This is a genomic window from Clostridium sp. AM34-11AC (assembly GCF_003435375.1).
Lineage (GTDB): Bacteria > Bacillota > Clostridia > Lachnospirales > Lachnospiraceae > Pilosibacter > Pilosibacter fragilis.
On the sequence record NZ_QWGL01000002.1, the window covers coordinates 25061 to 44519 of the forward strand.

Genomic DNA, 19459 nt, shown 5'->3' on the forward strand with positions numbered 1-19459 from the left:
TGGGTCAATAGCCTACGGGGACTTATATCTAATTACTTTACTTTTCGCGCAATAGGAACTGATTGCGCAAAGGTATCACTGAAAATGAAATTGGAGGGAAACAAATGAATCCTATGGTATTAGCTTTGCTCATTATGGGCGTTACAATTCTTTGCTTTATTTTCGAACCTCTGCCGTTAGTTGTTGTCAGCATTACAGCATCTCTGGTCTATGCCTTCACAGGTCTGATCGACATGAACGCTGTGTTTGCCAGCTATGGTACGACTACAAATATCCTGATGATTGCGATGATGGTGATCGGAGCTTCACTGTTTCATTCGGGAATCAGTGAGCTCATTGGCTCCAAGATGGCATCGGTGATCGGAAAGAGTGAGAAAAAAGCAATTCTGGTTACTATGCTCGCATCCTGCGTACTCAGTTCGTTCTGCACAAACATTGGTGTAATGACGGCTCTGGCTCCATTAGTCACAGCTATGTGTCTGGCTGCCGGAATTGCTCCCAGCAAGGTGCTTCTTTCTCTGCTGTTTGGTGCCCAGCTTGGCGGTTTTAATACCCTGGTAGGTGTTCCATCTAACATTTTATCCAGTGGTCTCTTGGAGAGTGCCGGATATAAAGGCTTTGGCATGTTTGACATTACCCCCTTCGGTCTGGTATTGTGTGTAGTGGGAGCAATCTATTTTGCGCTGGCTGGTTCCAAGTTTCTGCGTGATACCGGTTATATTCCTGAGTTTGCCCAGACAGAGAGAAAACCTCTGGATAAAAGAAAAGCAATCATTTCCTGTGTGACCCTGTTTTGCGTTCTGGTACTGTGTGCACTGAGACTGGATGCACTTCCAATGCATATTGCAGCTGTGATCGGAGCTCTGATCATCGTAGGAACAAGATGTATGACCGTGCAGGAAGCTTTCCGTGCGATCGACTGGAACTGCCTCTTCCTGATGGGCTCCCTGTCTGCTGTATCTACCGGTCTGCAGAATAGTGGATTTGGAAATGTGGTAGCGGATTTCGCACTGAAGATTCTTGGAGACAACCCAAGTCCGCTTCTGATCACGACGATTTTATTCGTTTCTGTTGCAGTACTGACACAGCTGATTTCGAATACGGCGACCATCCTGCTGTTTATGCCGATTGCAATCTCGGTTGCTGAAGCAATTGGGGTCAATCCGGCTTCCGTTGCCATGGTAGTCTGCCTGGCAGGTGCTGCTTCCTATGCGACTCCGTTTGCGGCTCCTCAGAATATGCTGGCAGCAGGCTGGACGAATTATAAGTTTATGGACTATATAAAAATTGGTACACCGATGGTAGTGCTTACATATATCGCGGTTGCTATCCTGATTCCTGTATTTATGCCGTATTAAAATGGATATCTTCTCAGAGTGTATCTGTGGAAAGGATTGTAATTTATGAACCATATTTTGCAAGGAGCATATGATCTGCATATACATGTAGCTCCGGATGTTATTCAAAGAAAATGCAACGATCTGGAATTGGCAGAGAAAGTTCGGGATGCTGGAATGAAGGGCTGTGTCATCAAATGTCATTATTTTGAAACAGCGGCGCGGGCTGCTTTGCTTCGCAGTCAGTTCCCTGAATTGGAAATTGCAGGCGGTTTGGCCTTAAATCTGTCCGTAGGCGGGATCAATCCCTATGCAGTGGAGCGTTTTGGACAAATGGGCGGCGGAATTTTGTGGTTTCCTACTATGGATGCTCGGGCATTTCAGACTTACAAGCATAAGGAAGACCCTGACTTTGACGGATCTTCATACTTGGTGGCCACTGACGGGCAGGGAACACTGCTGCCTGAGACGGCAGAAGTATTAAAACTGGCTGAAAAATACCATATGGTCGTGGCTACCGGTCATCTCAGTCCGGAAGAAGGATTGTGTATTCTGCGCGAAGCCAGATGTTTGGGTGTGGAGCACACGATCGTGACCCATGTGGAACATCCGGCGATGCAGTACACCGACGAGCAGCAGCTTGAGGCGGTGAGACTTGGGGCGATGATCGAACACAGCTATAATAATGCCTGGTTTGGTCGCTGCACCTTACTGGAAATTGTCCGACAGATTCGGGTTGTGGGATGTGAACACGTTATTATGAGCACTGATTTTGGTCAGGTGAATGCACCATTCAGTGTTGATGGTCTGCGAGAGTATGCCGAAAAACTGAAAGAGTATGGTTTTTCTGATGATGAGTTACATACCATGTTATGCCGCAATCCCGGTGCAGTGCTTTCTGGTATCGTAAAGAAAGAGGTCATCTAAGAGGAACGTTCCTGATTGACCGCATTGTTATATCTTTGTGTATTCTTCAGAAAGGAAAGAAATAGAAGAAAATGCTCTGGTGCTTCTGCCTTGCGGCGGAGAGTTCCAGAGCATTTTTTGATAGTCATATATCTTGATAGATGAAAGAGAGTATTTGGCAGGTGCCGCGGCTCCTGCATCTCTTTTTAATCCGTAGGGTGTGTAGTTGCAGCGAAATTTACCACCTCAAATAGTCTTTAATATATCTGAGAAACCAGTTTGCGATGTAGTAATACTATAGGTATTTAACTATGTACAGGCAATAAATTCACGATGGGAAATGTTTGATTAAAACTGATAAATGCGATTACCTCATTTCTGAGTCCGGAATACTTTAGTTATTCTGACTTTTGTCTAGTTCGGCCGAACCTTCGCGATCCCATCAAACACATCCTTCGTGATCTCAATAAAATCATGGGCATACTCCGGAAGGAAACGTTCTTTGTGGTAGGCAAGGACCAGCCGGTGGTTGATCAGTGATTTTTTCAGCGCGAGTGGAAACGCATTGGCATCCGGGTGGGCAGCTAAGAGCGTTGGGAGACGCATCTGGGTGCAGAAGAATGCTCCATAATTATGCGGATACAGGGACATAAAAAGCTCTGTAGTCTGGGATTCCAGAAAAATATTCGGCTTTACCTTTGCGTCGAGAAAACATTGATCCAGAGTCTTTCGAAGCTTCATGGAGGAAGCTGGGAGCAGGAACGGAATTTTTGAAAAATGTGCCAGTTCCACGCCGCTTAAGGACTCCTCTTTTAATTTTTGCCAGGAATCGGGATAGTGGCGCTGCAAAAGCTCGTTGGAACAGACCAGGTAAATATGGTCGGTCAGAAGGGTGGAAGACTCCAGTTTGGGATTATCCTGATACATGACACCGATAAAAATATCAAGTTCCCCATTGTAGAGGCGTTCTTCCATTTTATTGGAGGATTCATTGCAGAGCTCGATCTTGATATTCGGCCATTTCGCGTAGAATCTCGGCAGAATCTCCGGAAGACAGATCTGTCCGCGGTAAGACGGGATACCGAGTTTCAGATTGCCGATGCTCTTTTCGGAGATGTCGGCGAGACGGTTCTGGAATTCATGTTCCTCGGCGAGGATCTTCACTGCAACAGCGTAGAGCTGTTCCCCTGCATAGGTGAGGGCGAGCTTTGGCTTCCGGTGAAAGAGCGGGACACCGTAGTACTGTTCCAGACGCTGGATATGCTGGCTTAGGTTCTGCTGGGAGATATAGAGCTTCTGGGCTGTGTTGGTGACGTGAAGCTCTTTTGCAAGTTCAACGAAATAGTACAAGCTGAGTAAATTCATAAAAAGACCCTTTCTATCTTTTGCAAGACGTAACGATTCAGCGCCTTCATAGTTACGAGTAAAAATCTATTTTAAAACGATCTACGCTCCGCTCAGGTCCGTGCTGGCTGTGTGCCACTGGTCCACAGCACCTGCGTCGATGGGATTTTTGACTTCCGGCCTATGTTTTCTTACGGTCAGCGCAGCAAGTGTGCAGACCTACTGAACTGTTACTGTAAAACAGCGTTTTGCGAAAAGACGGATTTTCCGCCAATACTTTCATTATATATATTGTTTATCGGGATGTAAAGTGAATAACAAAAAAATATTGTGAGAAGCAAATAAATACATTGTTTGTAATTGTTATAGACCTGCGATACAATATGGTCAGAAAGAGATGAGAGAGCAAAAGAAGCGATCTCAACCACATAAAAATCCAAGGAAAAGGAGATTACAAAATGGCAGTAGGTAAGAGAATCTATTTAAAGAGACACATGCCGGACAAAGAGGTTATGATGCAGTTTAAGAACATTCCGGCATCCAACACATGTGATGTAATGGGAAGAAACGCAGCGATGAATCCGAGAATCCGCCTTGTAAGTCAGCCGAAAGAGCAGATGGCAGTCGGACCGGCACTCACCGTTAAGGCAAGAGGCGGTGACAACCTTGCCCTTCACGCAGCATTAAACATTGCACAGGAAGGCGACTTCATCGTAGTATCCAACGAAGAGGATGATACACGTTCTCTTATGGGGGAGATCATGATGGCTTACCTTCGTTATGACAGAAAGATCGCCGGTATTGTTCTTGACGGACCGATCCGTGACATCGACGAGATCGGCAAGTGGGATTTCCCGGTATACTGCACAGGCACAACACCGGGCGGCCCGTACAAAGAGGGACCAGGCGAAGTTAACGTACCGGTATCCTGCGGCGGAATCAGCGTAAACCCGGGAGATATCATTCTGGCTGATCCGGATGGCGTTATCGTTATCCCGAGAAAAGATGCTCCGCAGATCTTAGAGGACGCAAAGAAGTTCCAGGCAGCAGATGAGAGCAAGCTCGCAGCTGCAAAGAACGGCACGGCAAAGAGAGAATGGGTCGAGAAGACTCTCGCGGCAAAAGAGTTCGAGATCATCGACGACGTTTACGAGCCGTAATCCAGATCATATACTGACAGTTCGCCATGCGCGGAGCTGGTCGAAAAGCCGCTGTGGATTTATTTGCAGAGACGTTTGACTAAATCAGGCATGGAAATAGAACTGTTGTCTTCCTGGACGGTCAAATGTCCGGGGAGAATTCAGCATCCATTCATTTCATAATGAAGACCTCTATACTTTATGTTTGTTATACCCCAAACCTTATTTTGCGAAAAGCAGACCAGGGACAGGAAGCTCAACCTGTCCCTGATCTGCTTTTTGCATTTTTCACACAGGTGTCTGAAAACACGAGATTAAATGTGAAAGGCCAATCATAAAAATAAAGAAAACAATAGTTACATAACAATGATTTTTTGTTAAAATAGAAGAAATACATTGTTTGTATTTGGAAAAGAACAGAGATACAATATGGACATAAAGAGATTGGCCCAATCAAAAGAAAAAAATATTTTTACGGGGGTACATATGACAGTTGCGTCTCTATTTAGCGACATGATCCTCATTGGCGTGTTCATGCTCGCAGGATTTTTTGTAAGAGAAATCGTGAAACCTATCCAGAAGCTGTTCCTTCCGGCTTCCCTGATCGGAGGACTTCTGGCACTGATCCTTGGTCAGCAGATGCTTGGCCTTGTTGAAATTCCGGAGTCTTTCTCAAAATTCTCCAACGTCCTGATTGCTCCGATCATGGCGGCTCTGTTATTCGGCGTTACGATCAACAAAAAGAAAGTTGTCGGATACATGGATTACATCTGCGTTGAGCAGGGAATCTACGGTATGCAGATGGCAGTCGGCGCTGCTCTTGGAGCACTGCTCGCGGTGCTTTGGCCGGGTCTTCCGAAGGGATGGGGCACCATGGGTGTGTTCGCGTTCCAGGGGGGTCACGGAAACGCAGGTGCGGCAGGACAGACATATGAGAATCTCGGTATTCCGGAAAATCTGTCTGTCGGAATGGTCCTTGCTACATTTGGTCTGATCATGGCTATGTTAGTCGGCATGGTCGTTGTAAACATCGGTGTAAGAAAAGGCTGGACAAAATTCGTTAAGGATGCGCAGAAACAGCCTGACTGGTACTATGGCGGAGTCCTTCCGGAGGAAAAGAGAAGTTCCATCGGCAGCACCGTGACAAGTTCCATCGGTATCAACCACCTTGCGCTTCAGGGCGGATGGCTTCTCGCGGCAGTTTACGCAGGTCGTCTTCTGATCAAGGCCGTCGGTCTTGTATGGCCGGGTGTCAGCGTTCTTCCGACTGTTATTCAGGGCATCCTCGGCGGAGCGATTATCTGGAACCTTGCGAAGGCAGTCAAACTTGACCGATATATTGATGTAAAGACCATCAAACATGTCAGCGGATTTTTACTTGAGGTCGTTGTCCTCACAGCGATGGCAACGCTTGATATCGAACTCATCAGTACATACATCGTGCCGATCGTGATCTACACAGCGATCTGCTGTGCGCTGACACTTGCGATGTCTCTTGGCTTCTGCAAGCTGTTCTGCAAAGAAGAATGGTTTGAAAAAGCATTGATGGCATTCGGAGTAGGTACAGGAAACACGGCGACAGGTCTTGCACTTGTCCGTGCCGTTGACCCGGATTCCAACTCCAGCGCACCGGATAACCACGGTATCTACAGCGCGGTTATGTGCTGGAAGGAAGCTTTCGCAGGGCTCGTTCCGATGTGGACCATGTCCGGAATCGGAATGACCGTTGGTGTCGGCGGAGTGATGTGCGCGATCTGCATCATCGTAGGCTGCATCTTATTCGTTCGTCCGAGCAGAAAAACAGCATAAAATCGGAAACCTTTGCGGGGCAGAGCGGGAACGCTCTGCCTTGTTCTGTTTCAGCATTTTCCCACCTTGCAAACCCCGGAAAACTATGTTATGATATCATGTGATTTCGTCTGCGTCCATGCTGGATGCGGGCATATGTGCGGTGAGTCTGGAACCAAAGATCGGAATGATGGGCGAAGAACGTGAAAGAGCAGCGGGAAGTTCTGATCCTGGACAGGCAAAAGAACATAGAAGGAGAAATGATATATGAAATGGAAGAAATTTACGCTTGAGACGACCACGGACGCAGTGGATTATCTCGGAAGCATGTTTGATGATATCGGAATCGAGGGAATGGAGATCGAGGATAACGTACCGCTTACCGAAAGCGAGACGAAGGGAATGTTCATCGATATTCTCCCGGAACTTCCGCCGGATGACGGTACCGCGAGAGTCAGCTTCTATTTAGACGAGGACGAGGATACGGAAGAAAAGTTGAAGGCAGTCCGTGAGGGGCTTGAGGAGATCCGCCAGTTCGTGAATATCGGTACCGCGAAGATCACAGAGTCCGAGACAGACGATAAGGACTGGATCAACAACTGGAAACAGTACTTCAAACCGTTTACGGTTGACCATATCCTGATCAAGCCGACGTGGGAGGAGATCCCGGAAGAACATAAGGACAAGCTCCTGATCCAGATCGATCCGGGAACTGCGTTTGGAACCGGAAAACATGAGACGACACAGCTCTGTATCCGCCAGCTCGAAAAGTATGTAAAGCCGGGCGTAAAGGTCCTTGACCTCGGAACAGGAAGCGGAATTCTCGGAATCGCTGCGTTAAAGCTTGGTGCGGAGTATGTATTTGGAACGGATCTCGATGAGAACGCCATCACCGCAGTTCATGAAAATCTGGCAGCCAACGATATCCCGGAGGAGAAGTTCGGTGTGATCCAGGGAAATATCATCGACGATAAGGCGACACAGGATGCGGCGGGATATGAGTGCTACGATATTGTTGTTGCAAATATTCTTGCCGACATTATCATCATGATCCAGAAACAGGTTCCGTTCCACTTAAAGAAAGGCGGAATCTTCATCAGCTCCGGTATTATTGATATGAAGGAACAGGCTGTCCGCGAAGCGCTTGAGGCGAACGAAGCCTTCGAGATCATCGAAGTGACAAGACAGGGCGAGTGGGTATCCTTCACAGCGAGGAAGAAATAGTGTACCATTTTTTTACGGAAACAGAATTTTTTACAGAGTCGGAGGCCGTGATCACCGGTCCCGATGTGAATCATATTAAGAACGTACTGCGGATGAAGCCGGGGGAGAAGATCCTGCTCAGCGACGGCAAGGGCACAAACTGTCTCTGTGAGATCACAGAGCTTTTCCCGGATAAGGTTCTTGCGAAGATCCTGCCGGAGGAAGTGGACGATACGGAGCTTCCTGTAAAAGTAACCTTGTATCAGGGACTTCCGAAAGCAGATAAAATGGAATTTATCATCCAGAAATGTGTAGAACTGGGTGTCACAAAGATTGTTCCGGTGGACACCGACCGCGCGGTGGTGAAGCTTGATGCGAAAAAAGAGGAAGCGAAGAGAAAGCGCTGGTACGGGATCTCCGAGAGCGCGGCAAAACAGTCGAAGCGCATGATTGTTCCGGAAATTGGAAATGTGATGAAATTTAAGGCGGCCATTGAGGCGGCAGCGCTGGATGATCTGGCGATCATTCCCTACGAAGATTCTGAGAGTCTTCCGGGAGCGGGCGGAATGGCGCTTACGAGAGAACTCATCGGAAGCTTAAAATCGGGGCAGAGTCTGTCTGTTTTTATCGGACCGGAGGGTGGATTTTCCGACGGGGAAGTGGAACTTGCGATGCAGTCCGGGGTGAAGCCGGTGACGCTCGGAAAGAGAATTCTCAGGACGGAAACAGCCGGAATGTTTGTGATGGCGGCTGTGGGATTATTACTGGAATCATGAAGTAAAAATTTCAGTGCAGACCGAAGAAAAATTCAGGATGAGTTTTTAATTATAACTGTGAATAACTGAACGATTACAAAAAAGTTGAAAATAGCATTATGCTATAAAGGGTAAATTTTAAGAAGTAAAAAGACCGGTATCATGAATATGGAGAATGTTTTGCCGGTCCAGACTGGGAGTAAATAAAACTCATGGAAAAGAGAGAAGTTTATTTTGATAACTCCGCGACGACCCGCGCCTTCGACGAGGTGCGCGACATCGTTGCGGAGACAATGACCGTGGACTACGGCAATACGTCCTCCAGACACATGAAAGGCGTAGAGGCAGAAAATTATATTAAGACTGCCCGTGAGGAGATCGCGAAGACTTTAAAAGTGAAGGATAAGGAGATCCTCTTCACTTCCGGCGGAACCGAGTCCAACAATCTGGCGCTGATCGGGACAGCGCTTGCAAATAAACGCGCCGGAAACCACATTATCACCTCCTGCGTGGAACATGCGTCGATCTACAATACAACAGCGTTCCTCGAGGAGCTTGGATTCCGTGTGACCTATCTTCCGGTAGATCATGACGGACATGTATCCTTAGACGCGCTCCGGGAAGCGATCTGCGATGATACGATCCTGGTTTCAATTATGTATGTGAATAACGAGATCGGCGCCGTAGAGCCTATTGAGGAGATCGCGAAGATCATCAAAGAGAAAAAGCCGTCCGTTTACTTCCATGTGGACGCGATCCAGGCTTACGGAAAATATGTGATCCGACCGAAGAAACAGGGGATCGATCTTTTATCTGCCAGCGGGCATAAGATCCACGGTCCGAAGGGAACCGGCTTCCTCTATATTGATGAGAAGGTAAAGATCAAACCGATCATCTACGGAGGCGGGCAGCAGAAAGGCATGCGTTCCGGTACGGAGAATGTTCCGGGATGTGCAGGTCTCGGACTTGCAGCAAAGATGGTTTATACAGATCATGATGCAAGGATCGATAAGCTTTATGCGATCAAGGACCATATGATAAAAGGTCTTCAGACGATGGACGGCGTTACAGTCCATGGTCTTACCGGACGGGACAGCGCTCCGCAGATCGTTGCGGCAGGCTTTGAGGGCGTAAGAGCAGAGGTCCTGCTCCATGCGCTGGAGGATAAGGGAATCTATGTTTCTTCCGGCTCCGCATGTTCCTCCAACCATCCTGGTGTGTCAGGAACCTTAAAGGGGATCGGCGTGAAGGATTCCCTGCTGGATTCCACGCTTCGCTTCTCCTTCGGTGCATTTAATACTGAGGAGGAAGTGGATTACTGTCTGGAAGTACTGAATGAACTTGTGCCGATGCTCAGAAGATATCGGAGAGCATAAAGATCATATACAACATTTGGCGGGAAAACGAAGAATTCCCGGCCGGTTACTAAGAAAAATGTCCTGAAACAGCGGCGGACGGCGGGAAAATGCCGATCGCAAAAAGTTCAGGATCCTATGGAGGATATTCCGTGAAATACAGATCATTTTTAATCAAATACGCAGAGATCGGCGTAAAGGGAAAAAACCGTTACCTCTTTGAGGATGCCCTTGTAAAACAGATCCATCACCGTTTAAAGAATCTGGAAGGCAATTTCTCCGTCACAAAAGAGGCGGGAAGAATCTACGCGGAGGCAGCAGAAGACTTCGATTACGATGAGGTGATCGACGCTCTTCAGCATGTATTCGGTATCGTCGGGATCTGCCCGATGGTTCAGATCGAAGACAACGGTTATGAGGATCTGAAGGCACAGGTCGTAAAATATATTGATGATGCCTACGAAAATAAGAATTTTACCTTTAAGGTCGTTGCAAGACGTGCCAACAAGCAGTATCCGGTAGTTTCCGACCAGATCAACCGTGACCTCGGCGAGGTGATCTTAAACGCGTTCCCGGAGACAAAGGTAAATGTCCACACACCGGATGTGCTGCTCCGTGTGGAGGTGCGCCATAAGATCAATATCTTTTCCGAGACGATCCCGGGACCGGGCGGAATGCCGATCGGAACAGCGGGACGCGCCATGTTATTATTATCCGGCGGAATCGACAGCCCGGTTGCAGGCTGGATGATCGCAAAGCGCGGCGTGACCATCGATGCGACCTATTTCCATGCGCCGCCGTACACGAGCGAGCGCGCAAAACAGAAGGTTGTTGATCTCGCGAAGCTTGTTGCGAAATACACGGGACCGATCCGCTTAAATATCATCAACTTTACCGATATCCAGCTTTATATCTACGATCAGTGCCCGCATGACGAGCTTACGATCATCATGCGCCGCTATATGATGAAGATCGCAGAGACGATCGCGAAGGAGAATGATTGTCTGGCACTTGTCACCGGCGAGAGCATCGGTCAGGTCGCATCCCAGACGATGCAGTCCTTGGCTGTCACAAATGAAGTCTGCGAGCTTCCGGTCATGAGACCGCTCATCGCCTTCGATAAGCAGGATATCGTTGATATCTCCTTAAAGATCGGCACCTACGAGACATCTGTTCTTCCGTACGAGGACTGCTGCACGATCTTCGTTGCAAAGCATCCGGTTACAAAGCCGAGCTTAAAAAAGATCAAAAATTCAGAGAAAAAGCTGGATGAAAAGATCGACGAGCTGATGAAGACAGCTCTGGAGACAAGAGAGGTGATCCGCTGCATCTAAAATGCGGTTTGGGATTCCCAGTTGGACTGAAATGTGCCGCAGCACGGAAAATGATGTTATGCGGTGCGGAAAAAACTGGCGGAAAAGGAAACTATGAGAAGCACGCTTTGCGAGCTTCTCAAGTTATCGCGGCAGTCGCCAAGGTCTCATGCAAGCATGGACTTTGGCTCGTTGCACGCGTAAAAAACTGCCGGAATTTAGTTTCCGGCAGTTTTTAAAAACACTTTCTTATGCTTCAATGATATACGGAGCAAGTACAGTAAGGATCTCTTCTGTATTTCCGCCATCGTGGATATTTAAATCGATCGGCTTGGAAAGGTCCAGACTGAAGATACCCATGATGGATTTTGCGTCGATGACGTATCTGCCGGAAACAAGGTCGAAATCGGTATCAAACTTGGTAAGGTCATTTACAAAAGATTTCACTTTATCGATGGAGTTTAAAGAAATTTTAACGGTTTTCATGTCAGTGTTCCTCCCAATATTCGAATATTTTTTGATTCTGGTAATAAAAAAACCTATCTTCATACTAAATGGACATGCATGAAAAGTCAAGAGGTATCTTGAATAAAAAACAAGCTTTGCACATGATATGATTCTGAAATTTTGAGGACGGAAACATGGCATGGCAGAGAAATCACCCCAGTAATTACAAGGAGATTGAATATGAGAAAAGCAGCGCTGCATAATCTTGGCTGCAAAGTAAATGCATACGAAACGGAGGCCATGGAACAGCTTCTGGAGGCTGCAGGCTATGAGATCGTGAGCTTTGAGGAGAAAGCGGATGTCTATGTCATCAACACCTGTTCCGTGACAAATGTTGCAGATAAAAAATCCCGCCAGATGCTGCACCGCGCGAAGGCGAAGAATCCGGACGCGGTGGTAGTTGCGGCAGGATGCTATGTCCAGGCGGCGGCGGACAAACTGAGAGAGGATGCCGCTGTTGATCTGATCATCGGAAACAACCGCAAGGCGGACCTTGTCCCGCTTCTGGAGGCATGGTTTGCCGGAAAAGAGATCCGGGAGTCCATCACGGACCTTGCGGGATCCAACGAGTACGAGAAACTTCACATCAACAAACAGGCGGAGCACACCCGCGCCTTCATCAAGGTTCAGGACGGCTGCAACCAGTTCTGCAGCTACTGCATCATTCCGTATACGAGAGGCCGCGTCAGAAGCCGCCGGCCGGAGGATGTGGAGGAGGAAGTAAAGATCCTGGCAGAGGAAGGTTACAAGGAGATCGTTCTCACCGGAATCCACCTGACCTCCTACGGCATCGATTTCAAGGATGAGGGAATCGACTTTCTGACACTGATTAAGAGACTTCATGAGATCGACGGAATCGAGCGGATCCGTTTTGGTTCCTTAGAGCCCCGTGTCATCACAGAAGAGTTCGCGTCGGAGCTTTCCAGGCTTCCGAAGATCTGTCCGCATTTCCACCTGTCCCTGCAGAGCGGATGCGACGATACCCTGAAGCGCATGAACCGCCATTACACCTGCAAGGAATATGCGGACCGCTGTGAGATCTTAAGAAAACACTTCAGGAATCCGGCGATCACGACGGATGTTATCGTCGGATTTCCGGCAGAGACGGATGCGGACTTTGAGACAACAAGGAGATTCCTCGAAAAAGTTCACTTCTACGAGATGCATGTGTTCCCGTATTCCAGACGTGCCGGAACCCGCGCGGACCGGATGCCTGACCAGGTGCCGGAGCCGGTGAAGAAAGAGCGCAGCGCCGTTCTCTTAAAACTCGAGAAGAAGATGTCCGGGGAGTACAGAAGTTCCTTCGCGGGAACAGAACAGGAGATCCTTCTGGAGGAACCGGTGACCATCAATGACGAGATCTACATGACCGGGTATACAAAGGAATATGTAAAGGCAGCGATCCGTCTCGACGGACGTGATCCGAAAGCGCTGAAAAATACGTTCGTTTCGGGCATTCTTGGAGATTTTCTGACAGAGGAGATTCTGCTTCTGAACGAAAAATAAGTATTTTTGGCACCCAAAATGCCGTGAAACAGTGTTGGAAGTCCCGATTTTTCTGGCTGAAAATGAAAAACAGCGTTAAATTGGGCGAGTAAGTTTTATATTGCACAAAATATGAAAGTAGAGTAGAATAAGGATAGCAACAAAAGGAGTGGCTTTGCGCGAAAAGCGCGGGACAGCCGTCGAAGGACGTGGGGATATTTATGGGCGATATCAGTAATACACAATATTTTAAAGCGGTACAGGAAGATAAAAAACTGGAGGTTGGTGAGGTCCTCCGTGAGGTTTACGAGGCGCTCACGGAAAAGGGATACAACCCGATCAACCAGATCGTCGGCTATATCATGTCTGGTGATCCGACCTATATTACAAGCTACAAGAGCGCAAGAAGCCTGATCATGAAGGTGGAACGTGATGAGATCCTGGAAGAACTGATGGAGAATTATATCGATACGAGACTCCGCTAGTTTCCGGGAAAGATAAGAAAGAATATGCAGACAGCCGGGAATCACCGGCTGGTTTTGCTATGAGGAAAAACAGATAGGATAATATACGTTATGAGAATACTCGGACTGGATTTCGGTTCAAAGACCGTAGGAGTCGCAGTCAGCGACGGACTTCTCCTGACGGCACAGGGTGTCGAGACCATCGAGCGCAAGGACGAGAATAAACTGCGCAAGACATGCGCCCGGATCGAGGAGCTGATCGCGGAGTACGAGATCACGGAGATCGTGCTGGGACTTCCGAAAAATATGAACAATACAGAAGGAGAGCGCGTCGAAAAGACGAAAGCTTTCGGAGAAATGCTGGAGCGCCGTACCGGACTTCCGGTGCATTACTGGGATGAACGTCTCACGACCGTTGCTGCGGAACAGATCCTGATGGAGAGCGGAGTGCGCCGCGAGAACAGAAAAGCGGTGATCGATAAAGTCGCTGCGGGGCTGATCTTACAGGGTTATCTGGACTGCCTGAAAACAAAGGAAAACGAATAGAACGAGTAACTGTAAGGATACCGAACAGTTACGCATTTTTCAGAGACAGGAGAATATGTATGGAAGAGAGAAAGATCATGCTGGTCGATGATGACCAGACACTGGAATTCTATGTTGTGGAGGAGACAAAATTAAACGGGGCAAACTATCTTCTTGTCACAGACGCGGAAGATGACGACGAGGAAGGCGACTGCTATATCTTAAAGGATATGTCCGGCGCAGACGAGTCTGATGCTCTCTATGAGTTCGTGGAAGATGAGGACGAGCTGGAAGGTCTCATGAAGATCTTCGCGGAGCTTCTTGACGACGTGGATCTCGAGAAACAGTAGAGCACGTACAAAAAGCAGAAAACAAACATTCAATACACAGATACAGACAAACAATCGTATTGACAGTCAGGAAACTTGCCCGTCTGGATGACGGGAAATAGGCGGGTCCTGGTGCTTGGAAAAGAAACTGATCGAATACAGGACCGGTTGCTGTCTGCGCAGAACGCTGGCAGCAGGAAGGGATTCGGAGGACAGATGTTGGGGGACAATGAAGATGAACGACGAAACGGTAAAAGGACTGCTGCGCAAGGCAGGACTCAAAGTAACAAATCAGCGTATGATGGTACTTGATATTATTGCGTCCCATCCAGCGGAACATCTGACTGCGGAAGAAATTTATGATTTAGCGAAAGTAAACAGCCCGGAGATCGGACTGGCTACGATATACAGGACCGTACAGGTCCTTTTAGACCTGCATGTAATCGACAAAGTCACATTTGATGACGGTTTTACCCGGTATGAGCTGAACGGTGAAGAAAGCGCGTCGGGACACCGCCACCACCATGCCATCTGCACCGGCTGCGGAAAGGTGTATTCCCTTGAATCAGACCTTTTGGACAGCCTGGAAGAAGAGGTCATGGAGAAACTGGGCTTTCTCGTGACGAACCACGAGGTGAAGCTCTACGGACTTTGCAGTGAATGCAGGAAGAAGAATGAAAAGAAAGAGGTTATGAATCGTGAAGAACGTGAAAAATGATACAGCAGACTGCAAAGTCAAAATTATCCCTCTCGGGGGACTGGAACAGATCGGAATGAACATGACAGCCATCGAGTACGGCGACAGCATCATCATTATGGACTGCGGACTTGCATTCCCCAGTGATGACATGCTTGGAATCGATCTTGTCATTCCGGATGTGACCTATCTAAAAGATAATTATGAGAAAGTAAAAGGATTCGTTATTACCCACGGTCATGAGGACCATATCGGAGCGCTTCCGTACGTGTTAAAAATGGTGAACGCGCCGGTCTATGCGACAAAGTTGACCATGGGCTTAATTGACCATAAACTCGAAGAGAACAACATGCTGCGCAGCGTAAAGCGCAAGGTCGTAAAGCACGGACAGTCCATCAATCTCGGCTGTTTCCGCGTAGAATTTATCAAGATGAATCACTCCATCGAGGACGCGGCTGCCCTTGCCGTATTCACACCTGCGGGAATCATCTTAAACACCGGTGACTTCAAGATCGACTACACTCCGGTATTCGGCGATGTGACAGATCTCCAGAGACTGGCAGAGCTTGGAAAGAAAGGCGTTCTTGCCCTTCTCTGTGATTCCACAAACGCGATCCGTCCTGGATTTACCATGTCCGAGAGAACCGTCGGAAAGACCTTTGATGCGATCTTTGCGGAGCATCAGCAGAACCGTATCATTGTTGCGACATTCGCCTCCAACGTGGACCGTGTCCAGCAGGTCATCAACTCCGCATGCAAGTATGGCAGAAAAGTCGTTGTGGAAGGCCGCAGCATGGTCAACGTCATCGGAACTGCCCAGGAGCTCGGATACATCAATATCCCGGATGGAACTCTCGTGGATATTGAACAGTTAAAGAATTATAAGGAAGAGGATACCGTCCTCATCACAACAGGAAGCCAGGGCGAGTCCATGGCAGCTCTTTCCAGAATGGCATCCTCCATGCACCGAAAGGTTTCCATTACCCCGCGTGATGTGGTTGTTTTAAGCTCCACCCCGATCCCGGGAAATGAGAAGGCCGTATCAAGAGTCATCAATGAGCTCTCAATGAAGGGCGCGAAGGTCATCTCCCAGGATACCCACGTATCCGGACATGCCTGCCAGGAGGAGATCAAGCTTGTCTACTCCTTAGTACGCCCGAAATTTGCGATCCCGATCCACGGCGAGTACCGTCACAGAATGGCACAGAAGGAGCTTGCGATCTCTCTTGGAATCCCGAAGGAGAATGTTGTGATGCTCCACACAGGAGACGTGCTTGAAATCGGTGAGAGCGGAGCGGACGTCATCGATCATGTACAGTCTGGCGGTGTTCTCGTTGACGGACTCGGTGTTGGAGATGTCGGAAACATTGTTCTCCGCGACCGCCAGAACCTTGCCCAGAATGGCATCATCATCGTTGTCCTGACGCTGGAGAAGCATTCCAATATGCTGCTCTCCGGACCGGATATCGTATCCCGAGGATTTGTCTATGTGCGTGAATCCGAGGATCTGATGGAAGAGGCTCAGGCAATCGTGGATCAGGCTGTGGCAGACTGCTTAGAGCGTCACGTGTCTGATTGGGGCAAGATCAAGAACATCATCCGTGACAGCTTAAGCGACTTCTTATGGAAACGAATCAAGAGAAACCCGATGATCCTTCCGATCATCATGGAAGTTTAAATGAACCCAGTTAGCCGTGCACCGAGCTGGGCTGAAAATTGTGTTGCAAGCTTGCTTGCATAAGCAATTTTTGGCACAGCTCAGTATAGGGGGGGAACGCCCCCGACTTCTTGTTTTCATGCACATGAAAACAAGAAGATACACGGCGGAGCTACCTGCAAGGGAAATGATATGAGCAAGATAACGAGAGAAATCAACAAAATCAGCCTGTTTGTCATCAGCACATCCGGAAGGATCATCCTGTACGGTCTCGCTGCGGTACTCATCGTTACGGGGGCGAGAAGCGCCTACTCCTTCGGACATGGGATCTTCTACGCGCCGGCAATGGAAGCAGAGCCTGGAACAGAAAAGAGTATCAAACTGGACGGGGATGAGTCGGTGGAAGAGGTCGGAAAGATCTTAAAGAAAGCCGGTCTGATCCGCGATGCCCGCACATTTACGATCCAGGCAAAATGCTATGGATATGAAGTGAACGCGGGAACCTACGAGTTAAACACCTCGAAGGATTCCAAGGAGCTGATCAATATTTTAAAGGAAAATCCGGACGATACCGCGAAGGAAGACACAAAATCATGATCACGGAAAACAGACTTACGACTTATATAAATTCCCTGGCCCAGGGAGACGGACCGCTTATTGAGACGATCGCTGAGAATGCTGTGAAGAACAGGGTTCCGATCATCCGCAGGGAGACAGCATCGCTCTTAAAGACGATGGTGACGCTGGTGGCTCCGAACCGGATCCTTGAAGTTGGAACTGCGGTCGGATACTCGGCACTTTTGATGGCATCGGTGATGCCAAAAGAGTGCCGGATCACGACCATTGAAAAATATGAAAAGAGGATCCCGGAGGCGAAGGAAAACTTCCGCCTTGCTGGGATGGAAGAAAAAATCACGCTGCTGGAGGGCGATGCCGGGGAAATCCTTGCGGGTCTTTCCGGCTCCTTTGATTTTATCTTCATGGACGCGGCAAAGGGCCAGTACATCAACTGGCTGCCGGATATCCTGCGCCTTCTGCGGGATGGCGGACTTTTAATGTCTGACAATGTCCTCCAGGACGGAACGATCATGGAATCGCGTTACGCGGTGGAGCGCCGTGACCGGACGATCCACGAGCGGATGCGGGAGTATTTATATACGTTAAAACATATGGATGAATTCGAGACTTCGATCCTGCCGGTGGGCGACGGGGTCGCGCTCAGTGTGAAAAAAGGAAGCGGTCCGGCAAAATAGAGGCGGACTTGTTTCATGCGGTCAGCGCAGCGGGTGTGCAGACCGGTTGAACATTTGGAAAGGATGAATTATGAGAAAAACAGAACTTCTGATTCCGGCAGGAAGCCTTGATGTCTTAAAGACAGCCGTTATCTACGGCGCTGATGCTGTATATCTCGGCGGTGAGGCATTCGGCCTCCGCGCCAAGGCGAAAAACTTTACGAACGAAGAGATCATGGAGGGCATCAAATTTGCCCATGACCACGGCGTAAAGGTGTATATCACAGCGAATATTCTCGCGCACAACGACGACCTTGCAGGTGTTGAGGAGTATTTTGAGGAGTTAAAGACGATCCGTCCGGACGCTCTCATTATCTCAGACCCGGGTGTTTTCACCATCGCAAAGCGGGTACTCCCGGATATGGAGATCCATATCAGCACCCAGGCGAACAATACAAACTATGGAACATATCTCTTCTGGCATGAGCTCGGCGCAAAGCGTGTGGTTTCCGCCAGAGAGTTATCTTTAAAGGAGATCAAGGAGATCCGGGAGCATATCCCGGAAGACATGGAGATCGAGAGCTTCATCCACGGCGCGATGTGCATTTCCTACTCCGGAAGATGCCTGCTCAGCAACTTCTTTACGGGCCGCGACGCGAACCAGGGTGCCTGTACCCATCCGTGCCGCTGGAAATACTCCGTTGTGGAGGAGACGAGACCGGGCGAGTATATGCCGGTATACGAGAATGAGCGAGGAACCTATATTTTCAACTCCAAGGATCTCTGCATGATCGAGCATGTGCCGGAGATGATCGACGCCGGAATCGACAGTTTTAAGATCGAAGGCCGCATGAAGACGGCGCTCTATGTGGCAACAGTTGCCAGGACCTACCGCAAAGCCATCGATGACTATCTGGAGAATCCGGAGAAATATAAAGCGAACATGGAGTGGTACAAGGAAGAGATCGGAAAGTGCACTTACCGTGAGTTTACCACAGGTTTTTACTTTGGAAAACCGACGTCCGAGACCCAGATCTACGACAGCAACACGTATGTAAAGAACTATATCTATCTCGGAACTGCGGAAGAGCGCGATGCGAGAGGATTCGCGAAGATCGAGCAGAAGAATAAGTTCTCCGTCGGTGAGACCATCGAGATCATGAAACCGGACGGAAGAAATATTTCCGCCCTTGTCCGCGGCATCTACACCGAGGAGGGCGAGAGCCAGGAGAGTGCACCGCATCCGAAACAGGTCCTCTATATCGACCTGGACGGGGAAGTGGAGCAGTACGATATTCTGCGTAAGAAAGAGGCAGAGTAAGAGATTACCGGGTGGCGATTCCCTGAGTAGAAATGTTCACAGCACGCAGAGCTGGCTGGGATCCTGCGGGGCTGGAGGGAAACATTTTCAGAGTTGACAGAA

The 19459-nt window shown here is 48.6% G+C and carries 19 protein-coding genes; 17 read left to right on the forward strand and 2 right to left on the reverse strand.

What is annotated here, in order from left to right; genetic code table 11:
- Window positions 1-104 precede the first annotated feature (104 nt).
- Both DW826_RS03250 and DW826_RS03255 read left to right on the forward strand, forming a co-directional pair.
- Window positions 105-1358: an SLC13 family permease gene (locus DW826_RS03250; protein WP_117552012.1), complete on the forward strand. Its 1254-nt coding sequence runs from the start codon at window positions 105-107 to the stop codon at window positions 1356-1358.
- A gap of 45 nt (window positions 1359-1403) precedes the next feature.
- Window positions 1404-2264: a DUF6282 family protein gene (locus tag DW826_RS03255; protein WP_117552013.1), complete on the forward strand. Its 861-nt coding sequence runs from the start codon at window positions 1404-1406 to the stop codon at window positions 2262-2264.
- Window positions 2265-2657: 393 nt separating this feature from the next.
- Here DW826_RS03255 and DW826_RS03260 read toward each other — a convergent pair whose 3' ends face one another.
- Window positions 2658-3608: a LysR family transcriptional regulator gene (locus tag DW826_RS03260; RefSeq protein WP_117552014.1), complete on the reverse strand. Its 951-nt coding sequence runs from the start codon at window positions 3606-3608 to the stop codon at window positions 2658-2660.
- 437 nt (window positions 3609-4045) lie between these two features.
- On the opposite strand from DW826_RS03260, the gene DW826_RS03265 reads away from it, so the two are divergent.
- The 6 genes from DW826_RS03265 to thiI all read left to right on the forward strand — a co-directional run bounded on the left by DW826_RS03265 (window position 4046) and on the right by thiI (window position 11161).
- Window positions 4046-4747 carry a demethylmenaquinone methyltransferase gene (locus DW826_RS03265; protein WP_021905324.1) on the forward strand — a complete coding sequence of 234 codons (702 nt, stop codon included), beginning with the start codon at window positions 4046-4048 and terminating at the stop codon, window positions 4745-4747.
- Between the two features lie 465 nt (window positions 4748-5212).
- A complete protein-coding gene (locus tag DW826_RS03270; protein WP_242994032.1) occupies window positions 5213-6535 on the forward strand; it encodes a sodium:glutamate symporter in 1323 nt (440 codons plus the stop codon).
- A gap of 246 nt (window positions 6536-6781) precedes the next feature.
- A complete protein-coding gene (gene prmA, locus DW826_RS03275; RefSeq protein ID WP_117552015.1) occupies window positions 6782-7738 on the forward strand; it encodes a 50S ribosomal protein L11 methyltransferase in 957 nt (318 codons plus the stop codon).
- Window positions 7738-8493 carry a 16S rRNA (uracil(1498)-N(3))-methyltransferase gene (locus tag DW826_RS03280; protein WP_117552016.1) on the forward strand — a complete coding sequence of 252 codons (756 nt, stop codon included), beginning with the start codon at window positions 7738-7740 and terminating at the stop codon, window positions 8491-8493. Before prmA ends, DW826_RS03280 begins: the two co-directional genes overlap by 1 nt.
- 191 nt (window positions 8494-8684) lie before the next feature.
- A complete protein-coding gene (locus DW826_RS03285) occupies window positions 8685-9848 on the forward strand; it encodes a cysteine desulfurase family protein (protein ID WP_117552017.1) in 1164 nt (387 codons plus the stop codon).
- A 131-nt stretch (window positions 9849-9979) separates the two neighbouring features.
- Window positions 9980-11161 carry a tRNA uracil 4-sulfurtransferase ThiI gene (gene thiI / locus DW826_RS03290; protein WP_117484213.1) on the forward strand — a complete coding sequence of 394 codons (1182 nt, stop codon included), beginning with the start codon at window positions 9980-9982 and terminating at the stop codon, window positions 11159-11161.
- 228 nt (window positions 11162-11389) lie between these two features.
- On the opposite strand, the gene DW826_RS03295 is transcribed toward thiI, so the two are convergent.
- Window positions 11390-11626, reverse strand: coding sequence for a PTS HPr component phosphorylation site (locus DW826_RS03295; RefSeq protein WP_015555013.1), 237 nt, complete (start codon window positions 11624-11626; stop codon window positions 11390-11392).
- A gap of 201 nt (window positions 11627-11827) precedes the next feature.
- Between DW826_RS03295 and mtaB the strand changes: the two genes are divergently transcribed.
- From mtaB to DW826_RS03340, 9 genes are all read left to right on the forward strand, one after another.
- Window positions 11828-13153, forward strand: coding sequence for a tRNA (N(6)-L-threonylcarbamoyladenosine(37)-C(2))-methylthiotransferase MtaB (gene mtaB / locus DW826_RS03300; RefSeq protein WP_117512762.1), 1326 nt, complete (start codon window positions 11828-11830; stop codon window positions 13151-13153).
- 200 nt (window positions 13154-13353) lie between these two features.
- Window positions 13354-13617, forward strand: a complete 264-nt coding sequence (locus tag DW826_RS03305) for an IreB family regulatory phosphoprotein (protein WP_021905317.1) — start codon at window positions 13354-13356, stop codon at window positions 13615-13617.
- Between the two features lie 90 nt (window positions 13618-13707).
- Entirely contained in the window at window positions 13708-14142 is a 435-nt protein-coding gene (gene ruvX / locus DW826_RS03310; RefSeq protein WP_021905316.1) for a Holliday junction resolvase RuvX, read from the forward strand.
- 59 nt (window positions 14143-14201) lie between these two features.
- Window positions 14202-14471 carry a DUF1292 domain-containing protein gene (locus DW826_RS03315; RefSeq protein WP_117552018.1) on the forward strand — a complete coding sequence of 90 codons (270 nt, stop codon included), beginning with the start codon at window positions 14202-14204 and terminating at the stop codon, window positions 14469-14471.
- 214 nt (window positions 14472-14685) lie between these two features.
- The gene (locus DW826_RS03320; protein ID WP_181967976.1) at window positions 14686-15168 is read left to right on the forward strand and encodes a Fur family transcriptional regulator; all 483 of its coding nucleotides are present in this window, start codon (window positions 14686-14688) and stop codon (window positions 15166-15168) included.
- The gene (locus DW826_RS03325; RefSeq protein WP_117552072.1) at window positions 15158-16825 is read left to right on the forward strand and encodes a ribonuclease J; all 1668 of its coding nucleotides are present in this window, start codon (window positions 15158-15160) and stop codon (window positions 16823-16825) included. Before DW826_RS03320 ends, DW826_RS03325 begins: the two co-directional genes overlap by 11 nt.
- Before the next feature lie 171 nt (window positions 16826-16996).
- Window positions 16997-17401 carry an endolytic transglycosylase MltG gene (locus DW826_RS03330; RefSeq protein WP_015555007.1) on the forward strand — a complete coding sequence of 135 codons (405 nt, stop codon included), beginning with the start codon at window positions 16997-16999 and terminating at the stop codon, window positions 17399-17401.
- Window positions 17398-18057 (forward strand): O-methyltransferase, encoded by a 660-nt coding sequence (locus tag DW826_RS03335; RefSeq protein WP_117470599.1) that lies wholly within the window; start codon window positions 17398-17400, stop codon window positions 18055-18057. The genes DW826_RS03330 and DW826_RS03335 overlap by 4 nt, the downstream gene beginning before the upstream one ends.
- Before the next feature lie 70 nt (window positions 18058-18127).
- Window positions 18128-19357 carry a U32 family peptidase gene (locus DW826_RS03340; RefSeq protein ID WP_015555005.1) on the forward strand — a complete coding sequence of 410 codons (1230 nt, stop codon included), beginning with the start codon at window positions 18128-18130 and terminating at the stop codon, window positions 19355-19357.
- The last annotated feature ends 102 nt before the right edge of the window (window positions 19358-19459 follow it).